Consider the following 22,761-nt stretch of genomic DNA (forward strand, 5'->3'; position numbering starts at 1 on the left):
GACGGGCGTGTCGCGGCCTGCCGGGCGGCGGGCCCGGCGTGGACACGGAACGGTCTCCGAATCCTTAAGGGAGCCGTAAGCCGGTCGCCCGACGCTTGACGGCCGGTAATGGTCTAGTCCAGCTTTTGACCCGGGGCGGCACGAAACCGGTCCGTCCCCTTCGAGTCACCTGCGGACCCCTCCCCCACACGCGGCCGCCGCGCCCCCCACCGCGGCGGCCGCTCCTTCCCCAGGAGCGTCACCCATGGCCCGTACGCTGAACGAGCCCGCGCACAAGCGCCGGCGCAGCCCCCTCCCGGCCCTCGCGGCCGGCGCCACCGCCCTCGCCCTGGCCGGCGGCGGCCTCGCCCTCTTCGCCGGCGGCGCCGGCGCGGCGGTCGGCAACCTGGTCGCCAACGGCGGCTTCGAGAGCGGACTGGGCGGCTGGTCCTGCACCGGCGGCGCGACCGCGGTGTCCTCACCGGTCCACTCCGGCAACGGCGCGCTGCAGGCCACCCCGGGTGCGGGCGACACCGCCGAGTGCTCCCAGACGATCAGCGTGCTGCCCAACACCAGCTACACGCTCAACGCCTGGGTGCAGGGCCCGTACGTCTACCTCGGCGCACGCGGCACCGGCGGCACCGACCCGTCCACCTGGTCGAACCAGACCGGCTGGAACCAGCTGTCCACCGGCTTCACCACCGGGGCGAACGCCACCAGCGTCACCGTCTACCTGCACGGCTGGTACGGGCAGGGCGCCTACCTCGCCGACGACGTCGCGCTGATCGGCCCGGGCGGCACCTCCACCCCGTCGCCGACGGCCACGCCCACCCAGACGCCGACCCCCACCCCGACGCCGACAGCCACCGCCACCGCCACCGCCACCGCGACGCCCACCCAGACGCCGACGGCCACCGCCACACCGACCACGACCCCGACCACCCCGCCGGCCACCGGCCTGCCCGCCCACGTGGTCACCGGCTACTGGCAGAACTTCGACAACGGCTCGACCCCGCAGCGCCTGAGCGACGTGCAGAACGCGTACGACATCATCGCGGTCTCCTTCGCCGACGCCGTGGCGACCCAGACCGGCGCGATCAGCTTCACCCTGGACCCGGGCCTGTCCAAGGCGCTCGGCGGCTACACCGACGCCCAGTTCCGCGCCGACATCAAGGCCAAGCAGGCGGCCGGCAAGAAGGTCGTCCTCTCCATCGGCGGCCAGAACGGCGCGATCAGCGTCGGCGACGCCACCGCCGGGGCGAACTTCGCCAACAGCGCCTACGCGATCATCAAGGACTACGGCTTCGACGGCATCGACGTCGACCTGGAGAACGGCGTCCAGCCCGGGCCGCTCGGCAACGCGCTGCACGCCCTGCAGGCCAAGGCCGGCCCCGGCTTCGTGCTGACCATGGCGCCCGAGACCATCGGGATGTACAACACCTCCGGCGCCTACTTCCAGCTGGCGCTGAACACCAAGGACATCCTGACCGTCGTCAACACCCAGTTCTACAACTCGGGCGGCATGAACGGCTGCGACGGCAAGGTCTACAACCAGGGCACGATCGACTTCATCACCTCGCAGGTCTGCACCCACATCCAGGGCGGCCTGCGGCCCGACCAGGTCGGCATCGGCGTCCCCGCCTCCAGCCGGGCGGCCGGCGGCGGCTACGTCGACCCGTCGGTGGTGACCAACGCGCTCAACTGCCTGGCCACCGGCAACAACTGCGGCAGCTTCGTGCCGCCGGCCAAGTGGCCCACCATCCGGGGCGCGATGACCTGGTCCACCAACTGGGACGCCAACAACGGCAACGCGTTCTCGAACGCGGTCGGCCCGTTCGTCCACAAGATGCCGTAAACGGCCTCCCTTCGGCGCGCCGCTCCTCGAGGGTGGGGCCCGCGCGCCGACGGCGGGGCCCGCCGTACCGGTTCCGGTACGGCGGGCCCCGTTCCGTCACCGGCTCACCGGGTGAGCAGCGCGGTGAGCGCGCCGAGCAGCAGGAACGGGCCCACCGGGACCTCGAGTCCGCGCCAGGAACGCCGGCGGACCAGCAGGGCCGCGGCCCGCAGGGTGCCCCAGAGACCGGCGAGCACCACCGCGGCGAACAGCCCGCCGATCGCGACCCACCAGCCGTACCAGCCGAGCAGCCCGCCCAGGGCGAGCCCGAGGGGGGAGTCGCCGGGGCCCAACGCGCCGATCTGGACGGCGACTTCGAGCAGCGCCCCGACGGCCAGCGCGACCAGCAGACAGCGCAGCAGCACCCCCGGGCGCCCCTCGGCCAGCGCCGCCACCGCCAGCAGCGCGGCCACCCCGGCCAGCAGCGGCACGGTCAGCCGGTAGGGCAGCCGGCGCACCCGCCCGTCCGTGAAGCCGAGCGCCACGCCGAGCGCGCCCGCCCAGACGAGCGCCGCCGTCTGCGGCCCCTCCGCCGCGTACGCCACCGCGACCGCGACCGCCGCCGCCACCGCCTCCACCGTCCCGGCCCCGGCTCCGAGGCGCCCCCGGCAGCCCGGGCAGCGCCCGGTCGGCGGCAGCAGCCGCCCGATCGTGCGGCCGCACAACGGGCAGGCCTCGCACCAGGGTTCGCCCTCGGGCACGGCGAAGCGGGCGATCAGTCCGCGCAGCAGCGGAGCCAGCAGGAGACCGACCAGTACCGCCCCGGACACGACCGCCACCACCGGTCCACCCCCTCGTCGTCGACGCACCGGGGCCCATCTTCCCGTCCGCGGCGGCCGGGCGGTGTGCTGTCCGTCTCCTTCCGTCCGGGAAACCGGCCGCGTTCCTCGCGTACGCGAGCATTCCGAACATCGGGCCACTGGTTCGGAAGGCCGTTCGAAGTCGGCGCCTGCGGATCCAAGGGCCGCTCCCGGGGCCCGCGAGCCGGGTCCCCGGATGGCCGACGCGGGCCCCGGCCTGCCCCTAAAGTAGGCAGGCATGCAGGTCATCCAGTCCAGCAAGCTCGCCAATGTCTGCTACGACATCCGCGGTCCGGTTCTCGACGAGGCGATGCGGCTGGAGGAACAGGGCCACCGCATCCTCAAGCTCAACACCGGCAACCCGGCCACCTTCGGCTTCGAGGCGCCCCCGGAGATCCTCCAGGACATCCTGCGCAACCTGGCGAACGCGCACGGGTACGGCGACTCCAAGGGGCTGCTCTCGGCCCGCCGCGCGGTCGTCATGCACTACGAGGACCGCGGGCTGCACGGGCTCTCCGTCGACGACGTCTTCCTCGGCAACGGCGTCTCCGAGCTGATCCAGCTGGCCATGACCGCACTGCTGGACGACGGCGACGAGGTGCTCGTCCCGGCGCCGGACTACCCGCTGTGGACGGCCTCGGTCTCGCTGGCCGGCGGCACGGCGGTGCACTACCGCTGCGACGAGCAGGCCGAGTGGTACCCGGACCTCGCCGACATCGAGGCCAGGATCACCGACCGGACCAGGGCCATCGTGGTGATCAACCCGAACAACCCGACCGGCGCGGTATACCCGCGTGAGGTGCTGGAGGGCATCGTCGAGATCGCCCGCCGGCACAAGCTGGTGGTCTACGCGGACGAGATCTACGACAAGATCCTCTACGACGACGCCGAGCACGTCCCGCTGGCCACCCTGGCCCCGGACCTCTTCTGCGTCACCTTCAACGGATTGTCCAAGTCGTACCGGGTCGCGGGCTTCCGCTCCGGCTGGATGGTGCTCTCGGGCGACCGCCAGCCCGCCCGCAGCTACATCGAGGGCCTGACCGTGCTCGCCTCGATGCGGCTGTGCGCCAACATGCCCGCCCAGCACGCGGTGGCCGCCGCGCTCGGCGGACGGCAGTCGATCAAGGACCTGGTGCTGCCCGGCGGCCGGCTGCTCGCCTCGCGCGACGCCGCGCACGAGCTGCTGAACCAGATCCCGGGGGTGAGCTGCGTCAAGCCGAAGGGCGCGCTGTACGCCTTCCCCCGGCTGGACCCGAAGGTCTACAAGATCAGGGACGACGCCCAGATGGTGCTGGACCTGCTGCGCTCCCAGCGCATCCTGCTGGTCCAGGGCACCGGCTTCAACTGGCCCGAACCGGACCACTTCCGGCTGGTCACGCTGCCCCGGCCGGAGGAGATCACCGAAGCGGTGACCCGGATCGGCGACTTCCTCAGCGGCTACACCCAGCCCTGATCCCGCTCCACGGCGGGGAGAACACTACGGCCGGAGTCCCGGCCCGGGTGGTCTCCTTGGTCGGGGAAAGACCACCCGGCGGAACTCCGGCCGTCCCGTCACTCGGTCGGCGCGCGGTTCGTGCCGCGCGCCGACCTCTCGCTCGACTGAGGCTCAGGCTCAGCCGAGTCGCGCGACCAGGCTCCGGTACTCGTCCCACAGCTCCTTCGGGGTGTGGTCGCCGAACAGCTCCAGGTGGGCCGGCACGAGCGCGGCCTCCTGGCGCCAGATGTCGGCGTCCACGGTGAAGAGCAGGGCGAGGTCCTCCTCGGACAGCTTCAGGTCACCCAGGTCGAAGCCGTCGACCTTCGGCAGCACTCCGATCGGGGTCTCGACGCCCTCGGCGGTGCCCTCCAGGCGCTCGACGATCCACTTGAGCACGCGGCTGTTCTCGCCGTAGCCGGGCCAGACGAACTTGCCCTCGGCGTTCTTGCGGAACCAGTTGACGTAGTAGATCTTCGGCAGCTTGGCGGCGTCCGCCTGGGCGCCGACCTTCAGCCAGTGGGCGAAGTAGTCGCCCATGTTGTAGCCGCAGAACGGCAGCATCGCGAACGGGTCGCGGCGCAGCTCGCCGACGGTGCCCTCGGCGGCGGCGGTCTTCTCCGAGGCGATGTTGGCGCCCAGGAAGACGCCGTGCTGCCAGTCGAAGGACTCGGTCACCAGCGGGACGGCGGTGGCGCGGCGGCCGCCGAACAGGATCGCCGAGATCGGCACGCCCGCCGGGTCCTCCCACTCCGGGGCGATGGTCGGGCACTGCGCGGCCGGGACGGCGAAGCGGGCGTTCGGGTGGGCGGCCGGGGTGCCGGACTCCGGGGTCCAGTCGTTGCCGCGCCAGTCGGTGAGGTGCGCCGGGGGCTCCTCGGTGAGACCCTCCCACCACACGTCGCCGTCGTCGGTGAGGGCGACGTTGGTGAAGACGGTGTTGCCCCAGAGGGTGTCGATGGCGTTGGCGTTGGTGTCCACGCCGGTACCGGGAGCGACGCCGAAGAAGCCGGCCTCGGGGTTGATGGCGTACAGGCGGCCGTCCTCGCCGAAGCGCATCCAGGCGATGTCGTCGCCGATGGTCTCGACCTTCCAGCCCGGGATGGTCGGCTGGAGCATGGCCAGGTTGGTCTTGCCGCAGGCCGACGGGAAGGCGGCCGCGACGTACTTGACCTCGCCGGACGGCGGGGTGAGCTTCAGGATCAGCATGTGCTCGGCCAGCCAGCCCTCGTCGCGGGCCATGGTCGAGGCGATGCGCAGCGCGTAGCACTTCTTGCCGAGCAGGGCGTTGCCGCCGTAGCCGGAGCCGAAGGACCAGATCTCCTTGGTCTCCGGGAAGTGCGAGATGTACTTGGTGCTGTTGCACGGCCACGGCACGTCCGCCTGGCCCTCGGCCAGCGGGGCGCCGACGGTGTGCACGGCCTTGACGAACTCCCCGTCCTCGCCGAGCTGGTCGAGCACGGCCTGGCCCATGCGGGTCATCACGCGCATCGACACGGCGACGTAGGCGGAGTCGGTGATCTCGACGCCGTACGCGGCCAGCGGGGAGCCCACGGGGCCCATCGAGAAGGGCACGACGTACATCGTGCGGCCCTTCATCGCGCCGCGGAACAGGCCCTGCTCGCCCTGGAAGAGCTCCCGCATCTCGGCGGGCGCCTTCCAGTTGTTGGTCGGGCCGGCGTCCTTCTCCTGCTCGGAACAGATGAACGTGCGGTCCTCGACGCGCGCCACGTCCGAAGGGTCCGAGGCGGCGTAGTAGGAGTTGGGGCGCTTCTCCTCGTTCAGCTTCTTGAAGGTGCCCTGAGCCACCAGCAGGTCCGCGAGGCGCTGGTACTCCTCGTCGGAACCGTCGCACCACTCGATGCGGTCCGGCTGGGTGAGCTCGGCGATCTCGCTCACCCAAGCGAGCAGCTGCTTGTGGCGGGTGGGCGCGGATGCGCTGAGAGCAGAGATCTCGTACGACACGATCGCTCCGTTTCACGCCGTCTCGTCGAGGAGACGGCGTTGCGGGGGTCTGAGGGTGCTTGCAGCGTAGCTCCGGACCCGAGGCCGGAATGCGGCGTCGAGGCGAAATTGACGCATCTTTTACTACGGAAAGTACGATTACCGGCCAGTAGAAGCTCGCTCACGTCCGGGCCGGAGTGCGCGGGGCCACACTTCAAATACTCCAAAACGTCCAAGAGTGATGATCGCCACTTCCATACGCGCCAGTAACCTACGGTTCCGTAGGTCGCCGGTAGCATGCTGCCCATGACTGCTGCTGTGCTCGCGGAGAGCATTGGGGAGGACCCGGTCGAGCACCGGGAGAGCAAGCCGAAGTGGCGCGGCTGGCTGCACGCCGGGATGTTCCCCGCCACCGTCGCCGCCGGGATCGTGCTGATCTGCCTGGCCGACTCCACTCCGGCCAAGATCGCCTGCGCGATCTACTCGGTCAGCGCCTGGCTGCTGTTCGGGGTCAGCGCGGTGTACCACCGCTTCGACTGGGGCCCGCGCGGGGACGCCGTGCTGCGGCGGCTGGACCACGCGAACATCTTCCTGATCATCGCGGGCACCTACACGCCGTTCACGATCCTGCTGCTCAAGGGCGCCGCCCAGCAGCTGCTGCTCTGGGTCGCCTGGGGCGGGGCGCTCGCCGGAATAGCGTTCCGGGTGTTCTGGGTCGGCGCGCCGCGCTGGCTGTACACACCCGTGTACATCGCGCTGGGCTGGGCCGCCGCGTTCTTCCTGCCGGACTTCCTGCGCACCGGCGGGGTCGCCGTCCTGGTGCTGATGATCGTCGGCGGCGTGCTCTACAGCATCGGCGGCGTGGTGTACGGGCTCAAGCGGCCCAACCCGTCACCGCGCTGGTTCGGCTTCCACGAGGTGTTCCATGCCTTCACCCTCGGCGCCTTCATCGTCCAGTACGTCGGCGTCTCACTGGTGGCGTACAGCGCGGCCGGCTGAACCCGGCGCACTTCGACGGGCGGTCGACCGGTCCACGGACCGGGTGGCCGCCCGTTCGGCCGTCCAGGGCCGCTCGTACGGGGCCCGGCCCTGCGGGCGGCGCGGGGAGGACGGGTGGTCGGCGGTGCCGGACTCCGGCGCGGACGGCAGCTCCGTCAGTTCCGGGGCGGCCTCCGGGCGCACGGCGCGCACCGCGCGGACGGCCGACCCGGCACTCCCCGCAGCCCCGTGCTCCTGGCGGGCGTCCAGCGCCTCCCGGGCCCGGCGGCAGCGATCGCAGTGGGCGGCGTCGGGGATGCCGCGCCGCAGCCGGTGCCCGGCCGGGACCGCCTCCCGGTGCAGCGCGCGCCAACGGCGGCCGACGTAAACCATGACCAACACCGTCTCGATCCCGGCGACCACCAGCACCAGCGGGGCGCCGTTGATCAGATAGGCCGCGACCACGGCCAGCGCGGAACCCACCACCACGGCCGCACCCCACACCTGGGTACTCGCCTGCCTGTCGTCACTGTCGGCCACTTCGGCTCCCCTTTCCCGGCGCCGGGCTCGTGGTCGGCTCCTGCCGCCCCACCCCTTCTCCGCTCTCGGCACGCGTCCGGTCAGCACTGACCGATTGCCACATGGTATCTACCGACAGTCACCCGGCGCCGCCCCGAGGCGGCGAACGACAGATCAACGTTGCGTCAATTCCTCGTGCGGAAGCAGCACTTCCAGGACACGTCACGAAGAGTCATCAGATGGTCACGATGATCCGCGTTGACGGCCACCTCCTTTTGATAGTTACTGTCATTTGACAGCAACTATCACACAAGCCCGTTGGAGGCCGCATGTCCACCGCTCCGCCCACACCCACCACCACCGCTCCCGCCGCCCCCGGCACGGCCGCCGACCCGCGCCGGTGGCTCGCCCTGGTCGCCGTCGCCCTGAGCGTCCTGGTGATCAGCTTCGACATGACGATCCTCAACGTCGCCCTGCCCACCCTGGCCGCACAGCTGCAGGCCGGCACCGGGCAGCAGCAGTGGATCGTCGACGCCTACACGCTGGTCTTCGCCGCCGCGATGCTCCCGGCCGGCCTGCTCGGCGACCGCTACGGCCGCCGCCGCACCCTCACCGCCGGCCTCGCCCTGTTCGGACTCGCCTCCGCCGTCGGGATGCTCACCGACTCCCCCGGCACCCTGATCGCCGCCCGCGCCGCGATGGGTCTGGCCGGGGCGCTCGTGATGCCCATGTCGCTCGCGGTGATACCCGCGATCTTCCCGGCCGCCGAACAGCGCCGGGCCACCGCGATCCTCACCGCCGCCATCGCCGGCGGCGCCCCGCTCGGACCGCTGATCGGAGGCCTGTTGCTCCAGCACTTCTGGTGGGGCTCGGTCTTCGCGGTCAACGTCCCGCTGACCGCGATCGGCATCGTCGCCTGCGTCCTGCTGCTGCCCGAGAGCCGCAACCCCGCCGCGCCCCGGATGGACCTGCCCGGCACCGTCCTCGCCGCCACCGGGCTCGGCGCGCTCACCTACGGCATCATCGAGGGCGCCGACCGCGGCTGGAACGACCCGCTGGTGCTCGCCACCCTGATCGGCTCGGTGCTCCTGCTCACCGCACTGGTGCTGCGCAGCCGCCGCCAGAGCGACCCGATGCTCGACCTCACCCTGCTCGCCGACCCGACCTTCCGCTGGTCCTCGGTCGCCGCCACGCTGATCTCACTCGTCCTGTTCGGCGCCTTCTTCGTCCTACCGCTCTACTTCCAGAGCGTCCTGGGCACCGACGCCCTCGGCTCCGGGCTGCGGCTGATGCCGATGATGCTCGGACTGCTGGCCGCCGCCAGGTTCACCGAACCGCTGGTCACCCGGATCGGCGCCCGCGCGGTGATCACGCTCGGTCTGGCCCTGCTCGGCGCCGCGCTGCTGTTCGGCAGCCGCACCGACGGCTCCGACGGGTACGGGCGGGCCGCGGTCTGGCTCACCGTCCTCGGCGTCGGCATGGGCCTGTCGCTGATCACCGCCCAGTCCTCCGCCCTGATCACCCTGCCGCCCGCCCGGGCCGGGGTCGGCTCCGGACTGCTCCAGACCCTGCGGCAGGTCGGCGGCGCCGTCGGGATCGCCGCCTTCGGCAGCCTGCTCGCCGGGGCCTACCGGGGCGCGCTCGACACCGGCGGACTGTCGGCCGGGGCCGCCCACCGGGCCGGGAAGTCGGTGGTCGCCGCCGACGCCATCGCCCGGGAGACCGGACGGCCGGCGCTCGGCGCGGCAGCGCACACGGCGTACGTGCACGGCATGACGGTCGTGCTGCTGGTCGCCGGGCTGGTCGCGGTCGGCTCGGCGGTACTGGTCGCGGCCCGGATGCCCGCCGCCGAGCCCGCGGGCGCGGCCGAGGCCGGACCCGCCGCCCGGGCAGCCGACGCCGGAGATCCCCGATAATCGGGGACATGACGCCCGAGCAGCCGAACGCGATCCTCCCGGATGCCCCGACCAACCCGGTCCAGGCGCTGCTGGAGGCGCCGCTGTCACTGCGCGAGCGCAAGAAGCTCAAGACCCGGCAGACCGTGCGCCGCGAGGCGTACCGGCTGTTCGTGGAACAGGGCTACGAGAACACCACGGTGGAGCAGATCGCGGCCGCCGCGGAGGTCTCCCCCTCCACGTTCTTCCGGTACTTCGCCACCAAGGAGGACCTCGTCCTCACCGACGAGTACGACCCGGCGATGATCGCCTCCCTGATGGCCCGCCCGGCCGGCGAACCCTTTCTGCGGTCCTGCCGGGAGACCCTCATCGGCCTGATCCGCACCCTGCTCCAGCACGAACGCCAGGAACTGCTGACCCGGATGCGGCTGGTCACCCAGGTCCCCGCGCTGCGCGCCGGACTGTTCCGCATCGGCAACAGCCCGCACGAGCTCTATCTCGACGTCCTCACCCGACGGGCCGGCCTCGACGAACCCACGTACGACATGCGGGTCACCGCCGCCGCCATCGGCGCCGCCACCACCGAGGCCGTGCTCCAGTGGGCCGCGGGCGACGGCCGGGAGGACATCGCCGACCTGGTCGACCGCACCTTCGCGCTGCTGGAGAGCGGGTTCGCCGGGGTGTGAGCGGGTTCTGGTCGGACTGCTCGCTCTGCGCGGAGCGATCGCGGTCCGGGGCCCGGCTCAGCGAGCCGGGCCCCGGTGGGTGTCCGCCGGATCAGCGGATCGCCCGCTTCCGCCGCAGCACCGCGCCCGCACCCACGCCGGCGGCCGCCAGCGCGGTGGCGCCCAGCGCCGCGGCCGCCGTCACGGCCGGGATCGCCGAGTCGTGGTCCGCGGCGGCCTGCGGGGCGGCCTGCGCGGCGGCTCCGGGTCCGGCTTCCGCCGCGGCGTCCAGCCGGTAGCCGCCGCCCCTGCCCTCCCGGTCGTACGTCGAGCCGGGCAGCTTGTCCCCGTACCGCTGGTGCACCAGCTTCTGGTACGCGGCCAGCGACACCCCGCCCGCGCCCACCGAGCGCCGGGCCTCGTCGTCCAGTGGCAGCACCCGGCCGTCGCGCAGCACGTACCAGGCGTTGACCTGCGGTTCCCGGAAGGCCGTACCGCCGCCGTCCGCCGCCTTCGCCGCGTAGTCGCTCTCGTCGCCGCCGGAGGCGATGTTGACGACCCGCCAGGCATCGCCCTGGCGGACCGTCCAGACCGAGGCGGTCTGTCCGTCCGCCGCGACCACCTTGCTCGCCGTGAACTCGACCTTCGCCACCGGGGCACCCGGGGTGCCGGCCACGAACCCGGCGTCCAGGGTGTAGACCGGCACGGTGTCCCCGGCCAGGCGGGGAGCCTCGTCCTGCGCGGCCTTCGCCTCCTCGGCGGCGCCGATCGTCAGCTGCCGGGTCGGTGGCACGCCCTTGCGGGCGAAGAAGTGGCCCACCTTGTCGAGCACCGTCGGGTCCTGGACCGCGCTGTGGGCGCGGGCCAGGTCGGCGGCGGGCACCGGTTCGGGGTCACCCTGGGCGGGGGCGGCGCCCTGGGCGGAGGTGTCGGCATGGCCGGAGGTGTCGGCGTGGGCGGCGAGGTCGGCGTGCGCGGCCTGGGCGGTCACCAGCGCGAGGCCGGCGGCGAGCAGGGCGGTGACGGCGGCCCGACGGGCCTTGCTGAGCTCGGTCATGGTCGTCCTCACGCGCCGATCCGGTACAGGGAGTGGGTCCACGAGAACGTGTCGTTGTTCACGTAGTACCAGTAGTCCGCCCAGTTGTAGCGGTAGTTGGACGGCCACGGGTCGCCCCAGTAGACCCAGTTGTTGCCGGTGTCGTAGCCGTACAGGACGTGCATGTGCCCGCCGCCCGAGCTCCACTGGATGCGCGTCTCGACCGGCCGGTTTGCGTCCACCTCGGACTGCACGGTGCTGTAGCGCAGGTACCCGGTGACGTACGAGCCCGGGTTGATGCCGATCCAGTCCAGCCCGTTCTGCACGTCCGCCAGCGAGGCCTGGCTGTTGGGGCAGCTGGAGTCGATCGAGCGGCCGAACGCGGCGTTGCAGAACTGGTTCTGGCTGTAGCTGTAGCCGAACCAGGTGGCGATGGTGTTGCCGCTCGCCGCCCAGCACCAGTTGGTCTGCTGTTGCTGCTGCATGGTGATGTTGAGCTTCTTGTACGTGCCGGCCAGATCGGCCGTACTGCCGGGCGCTGCCGCCGGACGGACCTGGTGCTGGCCGGCCCGGTCGTGAGCGGTGGTGGGGGCGGCGGTGGCTGCGACCGCGGGGGTGGTCGCCGCGGCGGTGAGCGCCGGACCCAGCACGCCCAGGGCGAGCAGGGCGACCGCGCGGCGCAGCCGTATCCGTGGAACTGGCATGTGGGGATGCCTCCTTGCGCGAATGGAGCGAGGTGCTGCGTGGGGGCGCGGTCCGGATCGCGCCCTGAGCATCGCGCCGTTGTCGGTGGCTGGTCAACGGCCCTGGGCGGGGCCCGATCACGGTGTGAACGGAGCGGCCCGGATGTGAACGGCGCCCGGGAAACCGCAGCGCGAGACGCCCGGACCGGTGACAAACCGCCGCGCGGATGTGAATATTCACGGTCAAAACCCGGTCTGCGCCGGCCCGCGCAGGTCCGCGCAGGTCCGCGCACGCTCGGAACCAGCCAGGAGGCCGCCATCCACCGAAGCGAACCCCCCGACCTCGCCGCCGCCCTGCGCACCGGCCCCTTCCACCTCGCCCTGCGCACCGCCATCACCGCCCGCGGCCTCGCCCTGCACCGCATCCGCCGCCACCTCGCGCTGCGCGGCGTCAACATCGGTCTCACCAGCCTCAGTTACTGGCAGCAGGGTCGACGCCGCCCGGAACGCCCCGAGTCACTGCGCGCCGTCGCCGCCCTCGAAGACGTCCTCGACCTGCCCGAACACTCCCTCACCCGGCTCCTCGGCCCCCGCCGCGCCACCACCACCGTCGGGCCGCCCGTACGCCCGTACCGCGACCTGATCTCCCCGGCCACCGCCGTCGACCACCTGCTCGCCACCCTGGCCAGCCCCCGCGACACCGGCCTGCACACCATCACCCACATCGAACGCGTCCGGATCGGCCCCGACCGCCAAGTCACCCGCCGCGACTCCCAACACGCCCTGCGCGCCCACCGCGACGGCATCGACCGATACCTCGCCCTCTACCAGGGCGACCCGGGCAGCGACATCTCCCTGGTCGGCGTCCGCGCCGAGGAGAACTGCCGCCCCGGTCGCATCCGCCGCGACCACGCCCACCACCTGCTCGCCGCCGAACTCCTCCTCGACCGCCGCCTCCGCGCCGGCGACACCCACCTCCTCGGCTACGGCTTCGACGACGCCCCCTCCCCCGACCCGAGCTGCGAATACGTCCGCGGCTTCAACTCCGGCGCCGGCCAGTACGTCCTCCAGATCACCTTCCACCCCACCGCCCTCCCCGTCCGCTGCCACCGCTTCGCCCTCCACTCCCCCGGCGGAGCCCCCTACGAGACAGAGGAGCTGACCCTCGACGGCCACCGCTGCGTCCACCTGGTGGCAACGGCGGTACGGCCCTGCATCCTGGGGATCCGCTGGGACTGGGAGTGAGGGGGCTGTCAGTGCGACCAGTAGGGGTCGTCGAGGTCAGGGCCGGGCTCGTGCCCGGTCAGCTGTGGGCCGACGGGGGAGGCCCCGTAGTCCCCTGCGGGCTGGTAGCGCACCACGAACGCCTCTGCACTCATGAGCACCTGCTCGGTCGGGACGGTCGGGGAACTGACCACCGACAACGTGAACAGGGTGTCTCCGCGTCCGGAACAGTTCAGGTCCGTGTAGCGCTTCGCCCCGGCCTCCGTGGTGACTTCGGGTCGGCACTCTCCGCCCCAGACCTGCTTCATCCGGTCCAGCAGCACCGGCACCTTCGCCGGAGCCACCTTCGTCCGGACGGAGACCGAGGCCGTAACGCTGGACCGCAGGCTCGGCTCGCCGTCGGCGTGCTCCGGAGCGCGTTCGACGACGTAAACACCCCCGAAGTAGCTCAGCGAGGGGCTGACCGCGCCCATGGCGGTCTGAAGGGTGTCGTCGAGCTGTCCCTTCGCCTCACCCGCACTCCGGATGGAGCCCCGGTCCATCAGTGCCATCGGGCCGTACCCGTTGTAGAACAGCCCGCACCCGGCGGCCAGCACGGCCGCCGCCGCCACGGAACAGCCCAGCGCACGTCGTGGCCGCTTCACCCGCGTCGCCCCTGCAGCTTGACGTCCCCGCTGCCCGTGACGACGGCCGCGATGTTGTCCAGCGAGGGGCCGCCCCGCCCGTTCAGGTACTTGGTGTGCGCGTCGATGGGGTTGCCGCGGCTCCAGTCGTCGACGGTGAAGCGGTTCGCTCCGAAGTGCTTGCTCGACGGATCCCGTCCGTACCAGCGTTCGTCCGGATCGAGGCTGAGCTTCGACGGGGCGTGCGTCACGACATCGTTGTCGGCGGCACCGACCCAGACGTGACCGGGGGGCATCCTGAGGTCGGAGGCCTTGTCCACGCCGACGCCCGGGCTGCCGATGAAGACCACGTCGTCCGGGGCCACGTAGTGCGAGCCCGGCTGGGTGGCGAGCTTGGTGGCCTGGCCGACCAGGTACGAACCGTAGCTGTGCCCGACCGAGGTGACGTGCGGCGGCTGAGTGCCCTCGTGGCTCGCCCGTACCCCGCTCAGGAACTGGGCGTACGCCGGGGCGCCGTCCTTGCCCGCCTTCGTCGACGCGGCCCCGAGGTCCGCCCCCGGCGAGTCGTACCCGAGCCACACGACCGAGGCGACGGAGTGGCCGGCCGGGGCCTTGCCGCTCGCGGCACGGTAGAGGTTCAGCGCGTTCTCCGCCTCGTTGGTACCGTCGTTCGCCCCCGGCCCGAGGCTGTCCATGGTGGTGGTGATCCCCGGCACGTAGGCGGAGATGTCGGTCGCGGTGTCCGGGTTCCCGAACGAGAGGACCGCCCGGCCCTGGCCCTCGTCGCCGAGGCCCAACAGGTAGACCGGCGGGTCGCCCTTGCTGTCGGCGAGGCGGGCGTCGATCGGCCCGTAGAGGACGAGGTTCGCCTTGTCGCTGGAGTCCAGCGGCTGGCCCAGCTTCTGCTTGGCCCTGATGGGCCCCATCACGTCCTCCAGGTGCTTGCGGTTCACCTGGTCCCGGACCTCCGCCGGGATGCCGTCGAGGTTGCCGATCGCCTCCGGGTGGTGACTGATGTACCACTGCTGGCCCTGCGGGCCGAGCCCCTTCCACCAGGAGTTGACTTCGGTGGGGGGCGCGTCCTTGAGGGGCATGCTCCACCGCCACGCCGGGTTGGACGCATTGCCGAACTGGTCCATGTACGCGTCGGCACCGGCCGTCTTCTCGTCCAGGCCCGACTTGTCCTTGGCATGCCCCGCGAACTTGTTGAGCGTGTCGGTCAGGGCGCCGTCGGCCTCGGCCGCGTCGGACAGTGCCTTGGCGATCTGCTTGCTGATCTCGTCGGCGGCCGCCTTCTGCTTGGTCTCCCAGTCGGGAGCCTGGTACGGGTTGGTCGACGCGGGCCAGCTCACGGCGCCGGTGTCGCTGACCCTGAAGCCCTTGCTCTGCGCCTCGGACAGCGCGTTGGTGAGCCTGTCCTGGGCCAGCGTCATGGCGTCGGCGCAGTCGCGCATCTCCTTGCCGATGAGGCCGAGCTCCGTCGTCGCCGCGCTCATCTTGCTGGTCAGGCCGTCCAGCACCGGGAGCGCGGCATCGGCCGTGGGTCCGGTCCACTGGGAGCCGTGGACCCGGTCCGTGGTCCCGCTCTTCCAGTCCGTGGCATGCTGCGACATCGCCTTGGCCAGCGTGTCGTACGCTCCCGCCGCCGTGTAGAGGTCCGCCAACTTGGCGTTCCGCAGGCTTGCGATGTCCATCCCCGGCCCCCCGTGCGCCTTGTGTCCCCCACGACACTCACAGCTACCATAGCGTCCGCAGCCGACACGGAAGCCAGGGGGAAGCCATGGGACAGGATCCCGGATTCACGGTCAAACCAGGCGAGTTGACCGCTGCCGGGAACAACGCGCTGACGGTCGCCGGGAAGGTCCCCGACGAGACCGCGAAGCTGGCGGAGCCCAGCGCCACGGCCGCCGGGAGCCTGGCCGGGTGGCAGAGCGGGGCGGCGCTGACGGGGTGCAGCAGCGCGTGGAAGACCCTGCTGGACGGGCTCTCCACCGACATGAAGACGGCCGGGGCCAACCTGATCACCTGTGCGCAGGGCTACCAGAACGCCGACCACCTGCCGCCGCCCGGCGCGGCGCCGGTCTCCGACCCCTTCGAGACGAAGGTGGTCGGGGTGACCGGCGGCCACCTGACCAGGGATGCCTAACTCTCTGACGGCGCTTGGAAGTCCAGCACCAGGCAGTCCTCCACCGGCCGGTAGCCGATCTGCTGGTAGATGGAGTTGCTGGTCGGGTTGTCGAGGTCGGTGTAGAGCAGCACCTCCTCCGCGCCCAGACCGAGGACGTGGGCGGAGGCGGCGGCGGTCACTGCGCTGGCGTACCCGCGGCCGCGGAGGTCGGCGGGGGTGTAGACGGGGCCGATGCGGGACATCCCGGCGAGCACCGGGCTGCTGCCGGCCAGGGCGACGGGGGTGCCGGCGTCCTCCCAGAGGTGGAGGCCGCCGGACGCGATCCTGTCGTCCACCGCCCGTGCCACGTCGTGGGCTTGGACCTTGACTTCGAGCAGGAACTCCTGCCACCACCGGATCGCCAGTGCCCGGTCAGCAGGGCCGGCGAGCCGGTGGCGGCCGGCCGGCGGGCGCGGCGGGCCGGCCAACTCGCCGAGCCGGTAGAGCCGTTCCTCGACCCGAACGGACTGTCCGGCACCGGTGGCGGCCGTCCAGGCCTCGGCGAAGGCCCGGACCTGTTCCGTTCCCCCGCCGACCCCGGTGACCTCGGTGAACCCGGCCCCGGCCGCTGCCAGCCGGACCGCCAGTTCGACGGCCGCCGCCTGCGGCATGGCGGAGAGCCTGGGGGCGAACGGCGGCGTCTGGAGGAAGGCGCCCCCGACCGGGCCGTCCGGCTCGGCCTGCCACCAGCCGAAGACCGGCGGGCGCTCCCCGAACACGTCGAGCCCGGCCTCGGCGAGCCGGTGGGCGATGGTGATCAGGACGGTGTTCTCGGCGGGGCGGGCGGCCAGGAAGGCGTCCGCCCGACTGCGGAAGTCGTCGAGCGAAGTGCTGAGGGTCCACGTCATGACCCATCCTCGCCCCGCTCGATGCACGCCCGCCAACGGTTATTCGAGTACGACCCCCAGCCGCGCGCCGAGCGCGGCGGGATCGGTGGTCGGCGCCTCGCAGGCGAAGTGCCGGCAGACGTACGCGGCGGGCGCACCGCCGACCAGCGGCCGGTCCGCCAGCAGCGGCACCTCGGCGGCGGCCTCCCCCGGTGCGCCGACCGCGAGCACCGCCCCGGACGCGTGCCAGCAGCGCGGCCCGGCGCAGCGCCGCGGTGGCCGGGCGTCGGCGGGGCCGACGACCGCGATCTCGCGCGGCCCGTCCTGCAGCGCCTCGGCGACGGCGAGGCCCCAGCCGATGAACCGCGGGGCCCGCCCGGCCAGTGCGCCGACGATGCCGAGGGCGCGTTCGGCGGCCGTGCGGTGCCGGTCGGAGCCGGTGTACGCGGCGTAGCCGAGCAGGGCTCCGGCGGCGGCGGTCCAGCCGGAGGGGGTGGCGTTGTCGGTCGGGTCCTGGGGGCGGCGGATGAGCTCCTCGGCGTCGTCGGCGGTGTCGTAGAGCGCGCCGGAGGCCTCGTCGGTGAAGTGCTTGAGCACGGTGTCGAGCAGGCCGCCCGCCAGCTGGAGCCACTCCGCCTCGCCGGTGACGGCGTACAGCGCGAGGAAGCCCTCGGCGGTGTCCGCGTAGTCCTCCAGGACGCCGGCGTTGGTGCCGGGCCGGCCGTCCCGGGAGGTGCGCAGCAGCCGACCGTCGGGGGTGAGGTGGACGGCGAGCAGCAGGTCGGCGGCGCGTTCGGCGGCCTCGACGAGGTCGGGGCGGTCGAGCAGGGCGCCGGTCTCGGCGAGCGCGGCGATGGCGAGGCCGTTCCAGGCGGCGACCACCTTGTCGTCCCGGGCGGGGGCTGGCCGGGACGCCCGCGCCTCGAACATCCGCCGCCGGATCTCCTCGTACTCGGCGAAGTCCTCCGGGTCGGCCAGGAGTTGGAGTACGGAGGTGCCGTGCTCGAAGGTGCCGTCGGCGGTGACGGTGAACAGCCGGGCGGCGGTGGCCGCGTCGGCGGGGCCGAGCAGGTCGACCAACTGCCCCGGCTCCCAGACGTAGTAGGCGCCCTCGGCGGAGGCGCCGGTCTCCTCGTCCAGGCTGTCGGCGTCCAGGGCGGAGGCGAACGCCCCCTCGGGCGTGCGGAGTTCGCTCAGCAGGAAGTCGGCCGTGGACAGCGCGACCCGACGGGCGAGTTCGGAGCCGGTGGCCCGCCACAGGTGCAGGTAGACCCGCAGCAGCAGGGCGTTGTCGTACAGCATCTTCTCGAAGTGCGGCACCACCCAGTCGGCGTCCACCGCGTACCGGGCGAAGCCGCCGCCGAGCTGGTCGTGGATGCCGCCGCGGGCCATCGCCTCGCCGGTGCGGACGGCCATCTCCAGCGCAGCCTCCGAACCGGTCCGGGCGTGGTGGCGCAGCAGGAACTCGATGACCATGGCCGGCGGGAACTTGGGTGCCCCGCCGAAGCCGCCGCGGGTCTGGTCGAACTCCCGGCTGAGCGCGACCAGCGCCTGGTGCAGGTCGGCGTCGCCCGGCGGGTGGTGGGCGCCGGCGGAGTAGACGGCGGCCCGCTCGGCCAGGTCGGCCCGGATCCGCCCGGCGACCTCCCCGACCTCCTGCCGGCGGTCCCGCCAGGCCGCGTCCACGCCCTCCAGCACCTGCCGGAAGGACGGCATCCCGTGCCGGGGCTGCGGCGGGAAGTAGGTGCCGAAGTAGAACGGCTCCTTGTCGGGCGTGAGGAAGACCGTCATCGGCCAACCGCCCTGTCCGGTCGCGGCCTGCACGGCCTCCATGTACACCGCGTCGACGTCCGGCCGCTCCTCCCGGTCCACCTTGACCGCGACGAACCGCTCGTTCAGGTACCCGGCGAGCCCCGCGTCCTCGAAGCTCTCGTGCGCCATCACGTGACACCAGTGACAAGCGGCGTACCCGACGCTCAGCAGCACCGGCACCCCCCGCCGCTCGGCCTCCTCGAAGGCCTCCGGCCCCCACGGCCACCAGTCGACCGGATTCTCGGCATGCTGCAGCAGGTACGGCGAGGTCGCGTCCGCGAGACGGTTCGGCATGCCCCCCATCCTCGCGCATCCGTCCCCACGGACGCGTCAGGCCCGGCCCCGCACCTCGCCGAGTCCGCCTGGGCCGGCCCCCACGAACGGAGGCGGGAGCCGGCCGGGGCGGGTCACTCCTTCGGGGTTTCCGGCTCCTCCGTGAAGTCGACCTTCTTGAACTGCCGGTTCATCGACTTGGCCAGGAACCACGTCGCCACGCCGAGGGCGGCGAAGACGACGAAGCCGAGGAGACCGGGGGTGACCTTGGCGTCGTCGACGGCGAGGTCAGCGGCGAGGTGGATGAGGTTCACGGGGGCACTCATATCTCTATGGTGGCCCGGCTCACGCCGAGCCGGACCGTCGGGGGTGGGTCAGTCGCGCGCGGCGGCCTCTGCCGCCAGGGTGGGGGTGCGCAGTCCGGCGAACAGGTCGTCCTCCGGGAGGTCCACGTCAATCAGGGTACGGGCGAGCTCGTAGTCCTCGGTGGGCCAGACCTCGCGCTGGACCTCCAGCGGGACGCGGAACCACGGGCCGTCCGGGTCGATCTGGGTGGCGTGGGCGATCAGCGCCCGGTCGCGGGTCTCGAACCAGTCGCCGCAGCGGACCCGGGTGGTGATCGCGCGCTCCTCGCGGCCGCTCTTCTCCCAGCCGGCGATCCACTCGCCGTACGGGGAGTCGTGGCCGTGCTCGGTGAGGTACTGGTGCAGCGCGCGGATGCGGCCCATCGGGAAGCCGTGGTTGTAGTAGAGCTTGAGCGGCTGCCAGGGCTCGCCGGCCTCGGGGTAGGCGTCCGGGTCGCCAGCGGCGTCGAAGGCCAGCATGGTGATCTTGTGGGTCATGATGTGGTCCGGGTGCGGGTAGCCGCCGTTCTCGTCGTAGGTCGTGATGACCTGCGGCTTGAACTCGCGGATCAGCCGGACCAGCGGCTCGGCCGCCTGCTTGACGTCCTCCAGGGCGAAGCAGCCCTCGGGCAGCGGGGGCAGCGGGTCGCCCTCCGGCAGGCCGGAGTCGACGAAGCCCAGCCAGGCCTGCTTGACGCCGAGGATCGCCCGCGCCTCGTCCATCTCCTTGCGGCGCACCTCGTGGATGTTCTCCTCGATGTACGGGTCCCCCTGGAGCTTGGGGTTGAGAACCGACCCGCGCTCGCCCCCCGTGCAGGTGGCCACGAGCACGTCCACACCCTGCTCGACGTACATGGCCATGGTGGCCGCGCCCTTGCTGGACTCGTCGTCCGGGTGGGCGTGCACCGCCATCAGTCGCAACTGCTCAGTCAACGCCTTGCGTTCCTTCCACATCATCGGGCGTTCCGCGAAGTCGGGTCTGCCCACCGTACGAACCGCTCACTTCGGGACCGCGTCGCCGCAAGGCCGGCCTGCGGCCGGTCTCCGGCGCGGCCGATCTCCGCCCCCGCCGGACCGGCCGCGGGCGAGCCCCTCCTATAGTGACGGACTGGAGGACCGTCGCATTCCCCTGCACCGCCCGCGCGGCCCCTCCCTAGGAGAGGACGGAGTCCGATGACGGCACAGAGCACCGCCACGCAGTTGCCCGAAGGGCGCTACGGCCGGCGCGGCGACGGCGAGTCGGACCGCCGCCTGAAGGTGGTCGGCGCGGTCTGCGGCGTGCTCGGGCTGGGGCTGATCGCCTGGCTGGGCGGCTCCTACCTGCTGCGCGAGTCCAAGATCAACGGCTCGGTGCCGACCTTCCAGGTGCTCTCCGACTCCGAGGTGCAGCTGCACCTGTCGGTGAGCAAGAGCGACGGTACGGCCGGCACCTGCACGGTCCGCTCGCAGAGCGACGACCACGCGGTGGTCGGGGTGGCCGACTTCCCGGTCCCGGCGGCCGGGTCGAGCTACGACGCCACCGTCACCCTGCGCACCACCGCCCGCGGCACCACGGCCGAGCTGTTGGGCTGCACCCCGGCGAAGTAGCCGGCGAGCGGACGGAACGCGCCCGGGCACGCGGACGGACGCGCCCGGCACGCGGGCGGGGACACGCGCGGGACATGCGCCGGACGCGGGCGGAAAGTGGGCCCCGAACGGCCAGGGGACGCATACTCCCCCGACGGAACGGGCATCCGTAGGAAGTCCCGCACCCGGTTGCTGTACACCGTGGCGCAACGCCACCGTCAATGCCACGACAACGCCTCTCCCGCTTGTCGGCAGGACTTGTTAGGCTCGTGGTTTCGCCCCTTCCGCACCGGATGGTACGGGAGCGGGCGTTGCTTTGTAGTTACGACCGATATCACCGACGACCCTGCTGACGACTGACTCCCTCAGCACAGCCCCCAGCACCTACGAGGAGCACCTGTGACCCAGACCAGTGAGAACGTGACCTGGCTCACTCAGGCCGGCTACGACCAGCTCAAGGCCGAGCTGGATCACCTGACCGGGCCCTGGCGCATCGAGATCGCCCAGAAGATCGAGGCGGCGCGCGAGGAGGGTGACCTCAAGGAGAACGCCGGCTACCACGCGGCGAAGGAAGAGCAGGGCAAGTACGAGCTGCGCATCCGCCAGCTGACCCAGCTGCTGGAGCGCGCCAAGGTCGGCGAAGCCCCGGCCGACTCCGGCGTGGTGGCCCCGGGCATGGTCGTGACGGTCGCCTTCGACGGCGACGAGGACGACCTCATGGAGTTCCTGCTCGCCTCGCGCGAGGTGGCGGGCGCCGACGACCTGGACGTCTACTCGCCGCAGTCGCCGCTGGGCCGCGCGATCGACGGCAAGAAGATCGGCGACGAGGCCACCTACGAGCTGCCGAACGGCAAGCCGGCCATGGTGAAGATCGTCAAGGTCGTGCCGCACGCCGGCTGACCCGGCCCGCGAACACCGCCGAGGGCGGTCGCGCAGTCCCGCAGAGGACTCCGCGACCGCCCTCGGGCGTTCCCCGACAGTGACGTTTCACCCCACGGCCGAGCGGTACTTGCGCACCGACAGCCAGGAGAACACCGCCGTGATCACCAGCGACCACAGCACCGACACCAGCGCCGCGTGCTGCATCGGCCAGGTGTTGTCCACCGGCCCGACCTGGTTGCCGAAGAGGTCCCGGCAGGCCTGCACCGTCGCGCTGAACGGGTTCCAGTACGCGACGCCCTGCAGCCAGCCCGGCATCGAGCTGACCGGTACGAAGGCGTTGGACACGAAGGTCAGCGGGAAGAGCCAGATCAGCCCGGCCGAGGTGGCCGCCTCGGGGCTGCGCACCGACAGCCCGATCAGCGCACCGATCCAGGAGAAGGCGTAACCGAGCAGGAGCAGCAGGCCGAAGGCGCCGAGCGCACTGAGCACCCCGTCGTGCACCCGCCAGCCGACCGCCAGCGCGACCAGCGCCAGCACGACCACGGTGAACGCGGTCTGGCACAGGTCCGCGAGGGTGCGCCCGACCAGCACCGCCGAGCGGGCCATCGGCAGCGAGCGGAAGCGGTCCACCAGCCCCTTGGTCATGTCCTCCGCGATGCCGGCCGAGGCGCCGGCGGTGGCGAAGGTGACGGTCTGGGCGAAGATGCCGGCCATCAGGAACTGGATGTACGTGTCGGAACTGGAGTTCGCCCCGGGGATCTTGATCGCCCCGCCCATGACGTACGAGAACAGCAGCACGAACATGACCGGCTGCATGAGCCCGAACACCACGATCTCGGGGATCCTGGACATCCGGCGGAGATTGCGCTTGGCGACGACCCAGGAGTCGTGAAGGGTCGCGGACAGGCCCCGGCGGGGGGTCGGCACCGCCCCGCCGACGGCGTGCTCGGTGGCCGTTCCGGTGCTCATCTCAGTGCTCCGTTCCGGCCGTGACGGCCTGCTGCTGGTCCGGTCCCCGACCGCCGTCGCCGTCCGTGCCGCCCGCGCCGCCCGCGCCGGCGCGCCGCCGCCGACCAACTGCGCGAACGCGGCCGCCAGCTCACCGACCTGGCCCCCGCGCTCCCGCCGCACGACACCCCGCTGCTGCGCGCCGTCCGAACCCAGCTGACCGCCCTA

General features: G+C 72.2%; 21 protein-coding genes. 9 read left to right on the plus strand and 12 right to left on the minus strand.

What is annotated here, in order from left to right; translation table 11 throughout:
- The first annotated feature begins 244 nt into the window (after positions 1 to 244).
- On the plus strand, positions 245 to 1,834 hold the full coding sequence (locus tag HS99_RS25260; RefSeq protein ID WP_050366601.1) for a chitinase: 1,590 nt from the start codon (positions 245 to 247) through the stop codon (positions 1,832 to 1,834).
- Positions 1,835 to 1,938: 104 nt separating this feature from the next.
- On the opposite strand, the gene HS99_RS25265 is transcribed toward HS99_RS25260, so the two are convergent.
- On the minus strand, positions 1,939 to 2,643 hold the full coding sequence (locus tag HS99_RS25265) for a prepilin peptidase (RefSeq protein WP_141763806.1): 705 nt from the start codon (positions 2,641 to 2,643) through the stop codon (positions 1,939 to 1,941).
- Positions 2,644 to 2,911: 268 nt separating this feature from the next.
- On the opposite strand from HS99_RS25265, the gene HS99_RS25270 reads away from it, so the two are divergent.
- On the plus strand, positions 2,912 to 4,126 hold the full coding sequence (locus HS99_RS25270; RefSeq protein ID WP_030554302.1) for a pyridoxal phosphate-dependent aminotransferase: 1,215 nt from the start codon (positions 2,912 to 2,914) through the stop codon (positions 4,124 to 4,126).
- A gap of 159 nt (positions 4,127 to 4,285) precedes the next feature.
- Here HS99_RS25270 and HS99_RS25275 read toward each other — a convergent pair whose 3' ends face one another.
- Positions 4,286 to 6,112: a phosphoenolpyruvate carboxykinase (GTP) gene (locus tag HS99_RS25275; RefSeq protein ID WP_030286627.1), complete on the minus strand. Its 1,827-nt coding sequence runs from the start codon at positions 6,110 to 6,112 to the stop codon at positions 4,286 to 4,288.
- Between the two features lie 285 nt (positions 6,113 to 6,397).
- Between HS99_RS25275 and trhA the strand changes: the two genes are divergently transcribed.
- On the plus strand, positions 6,398 to 7,090 hold the full coding sequence (gene trhA / locus HS99_RS25280) for a PAQR family membrane homeostasis protein TrhA (protein WP_030554299.1): 693 nt from the start codon (positions 6,398 to 6,400) through the stop codon (positions 7,088 to 7,090).
- On the opposite strand, the gene HS99_RS25285 is transcribed toward trhA, so the two are convergent.
- Positions 7,061 to 7,609: a hypothetical protein gene (locus HS99_RS25285; RefSeq protein WP_030554297.1), complete on the minus strand. Its 549-nt coding sequence runs from the start codon at positions 7,607 to 7,609 to the stop codon at positions 7,061 to 7,063. The genes trhA and HS99_RS25285 overlap by 30 nt on opposite strands.
- A gap of 308 nt (positions 7,610 to 7,917) precedes the next feature.
- On the opposite strand from HS99_RS25285, the gene HS99_RS25290 reads away from it, so the two are divergent.
- Positions 7,918 to 9,504: an MFS transporter gene (locus HS99_RS25290; protein ID WP_030554295.1), complete on the plus strand. Its 1,587-nt coding sequence runs from the start codon at positions 7,918 to 7,920 to the stop codon at positions 9,502 to 9,504.
- Between the two features lie 8 nt (positions 9,505 to 9,512).
- A complete protein-coding gene (locus HS99_RS25295; RefSeq protein ID WP_046386360.1) occupies positions 9,513 to 10,169 on the plus strand; it encodes a TetR family transcriptional regulator in 657 nt (218 codons plus the stop codon).
- A 91-nt stretch (positions 10,170 to 10,260) separates the two neighbouring features.
- Here HS99_RS25295 and HS99_RS25300 read toward each other — a convergent pair whose 3' ends face one another.
- Together HS99_RS25300 and HS99_RS25305 are read right to left on the minus strand one after the other, a co-directional pair.
- Complete coding sequence (locus tag HS99_RS25300; RefSeq protein WP_046386361.1) at positions 10,261 to 11,205, minus strand: hypothetical protein; 945 nt, start codon at positions 11,203 to 11,205, stop codon at positions 10,261 to 10,263.
- Positions 11,206 to 11,213: 8 nt separating this feature from the next.
- Positions 11,214 to 11,888: a papain-like cysteine protease family protein gene (locus HS99_RS25305; RefSeq protein WP_030286620.1), complete on the minus strand. Its 675-nt coding sequence runs from the start codon at positions 11,886 to 11,888 to the stop codon at positions 11,214 to 11,216.
- 297 nt (positions 11,889 to 12,185) lie between these two features.
- On the opposite strand from HS99_RS25305, the gene HS99_RS25310 reads away from it, so the two are divergent.
- Positions 12,186 to 13,112, plus strand: coding sequence for a hypothetical protein (locus HS99_RS25310; protein WP_030286618.1), 927 nt, complete (start codon positions 12,186 to 12,188; stop codon positions 13,110 to 13,112).
- Positions 13,113 to 13,120: 8 nt separating this feature from the next.
- Here HS99_RS25310 and HS99_RS25315 read toward each other — a convergent pair whose 3' ends face one another.
- Both HS99_RS25315 and HS99_RS25320 read right to left on the minus strand, forming a co-directional pair.
- Positions 13,121 to 13,735 carry a hypothetical protein gene (locus tag HS99_RS25315; protein WP_141763807.1) on the minus strand — a complete coding sequence of 205 codons (615 nt, stop codon included), beginning with the start codon at positions 13,733 to 13,735 and terminating at the stop codon, positions 13,121 to 13,123.
- Positions 13,732 to 15,408 (minus strand): alpha/beta hydrolase, encoded by a 1,677-nt coding sequence (locus tag HS99_RS25320; RefSeq protein ID WP_030554287.1) that lies wholly within the window; start codon positions 15,406 to 15,408, stop codon positions 13,732 to 13,734. Before HS99_RS25320 ends, HS99_RS25315 begins: the two co-directional genes overlap by 4 nt.
- A 125-nt stretch (positions 15,409 to 15,533) precedes the next feature.
- Between HS99_RS25320 and HS99_RS25325 the strand changes: the two genes are divergently transcribed.
- Positions 15,534 to 15,860, plus strand: coding sequence for a hypothetical protein (locus HS99_RS25325; RefSeq protein ID WP_030286611.1), 327 nt, complete (start codon positions 15,534 to 15,536; stop codon positions 15,858 to 15,860).
- Here the strand turns inward: HS99_RS25325 and HS99_RS25330 are convergent.
- The 4 genes from HS99_RS25330 to mca all read right to left on the minus strand — a co-directional run bounded on the left by HS99_RS25330 (position 15,857) and on the right by mca (position 20,070).
- Positions 15,857 to 16,729: a GNAT family N-acetyltransferase gene (locus HS99_RS25330; protein WP_030286609.1), complete on the minus strand. Its 873-nt coding sequence runs from the start codon at positions 16,727 to 16,729 to the stop codon at positions 15,857 to 15,859. The genes HS99_RS25325 and HS99_RS25330 overlap by 4 nt on opposite strands.
- 39 nt (positions 16,730 to 16,768) lie before the next feature.
- The gene (locus HS99_RS25335; protein WP_063737920.1) at positions 16,769 to 18,814 is read right to left on the minus strand and encodes a thioredoxin domain-containing protein; all 2,046 of its coding nucleotides are present in this window, start codon (positions 18,812 to 18,814) and stop codon (positions 16,769 to 16,771) included.
- A 113-nt stretch (positions 18,815 to 18,927) separates the two neighbouring features.
- Entirely contained in the window at positions 18,928 to 19,119 is a 192-nt protein-coding gene (locus tag HS99_RS25340; RefSeq protein ID WP_030286605.1) for a hypothetical protein, read from the minus strand.
- A gap of 48 nt (positions 19,120 to 19,167) precedes the next feature.
- Positions 19,168 to 20,070 (minus strand): mycothiol conjugate amidase Mca, encoded by a 903-nt coding sequence (gene mca / locus HS99_RS25345; RefSeq protein WP_046385489.1) that lies wholly within the window; start codon positions 20,068 to 20,070, stop codon positions 19,168 to 19,170.
- A gap of 240 nt (positions 20,071 to 20,310) precedes the next feature.
- Between mca and HS99_RS25350 the strand changes: the two genes are divergently transcribed.
- Positions 20,311 to 20,724 (plus strand): DUF4307 domain-containing protein, encoded by a 414-nt coding sequence (locus tag HS99_RS25350; protein ID WP_030286602.1) that lies wholly within the window; start codon positions 20,311 to 20,313, stop codon positions 20,722 to 20,724.
- Between the two features lie 378 nt (positions 20,725 to 21,102).
- A complete protein-coding gene (gene greA / locus HS99_RS25355; RefSeq protein WP_030286600.1) occupies positions 21,103 to 21,603 on the plus strand; it encodes a transcription elongation factor GreA in 501 nt (166 codons plus the stop codon).
- Positions 21,604 to 21,690: 87 nt separating this feature from the next.
- Here greA and HS99_RS25360 read toward each other — a convergent pair whose 3' ends face one another.
- Positions 21,691 to 22,554: an ABC transporter permease gene (locus HS99_RS25360; protein WP_030286597.1), complete on the minus strand. Its 864-nt coding sequence runs from the start codon at positions 22,552 to 22,554 to the stop codon at positions 21,691 to 21,693.
- Between the last annotated feature and the right edge of the window lie 207 nt (positions 22,555 to 22,761).

Source organism: Kitasatospora aureofaciens (assembly GCF_001188955.3).
Taxonomy (GTDB): domain Bacteria; phylum Actinomycetota; class Actinomycetes; order Streptomycetales; family Streptomycetaceae; genus Kitasatospora; species Kitasatospora aureofaciens.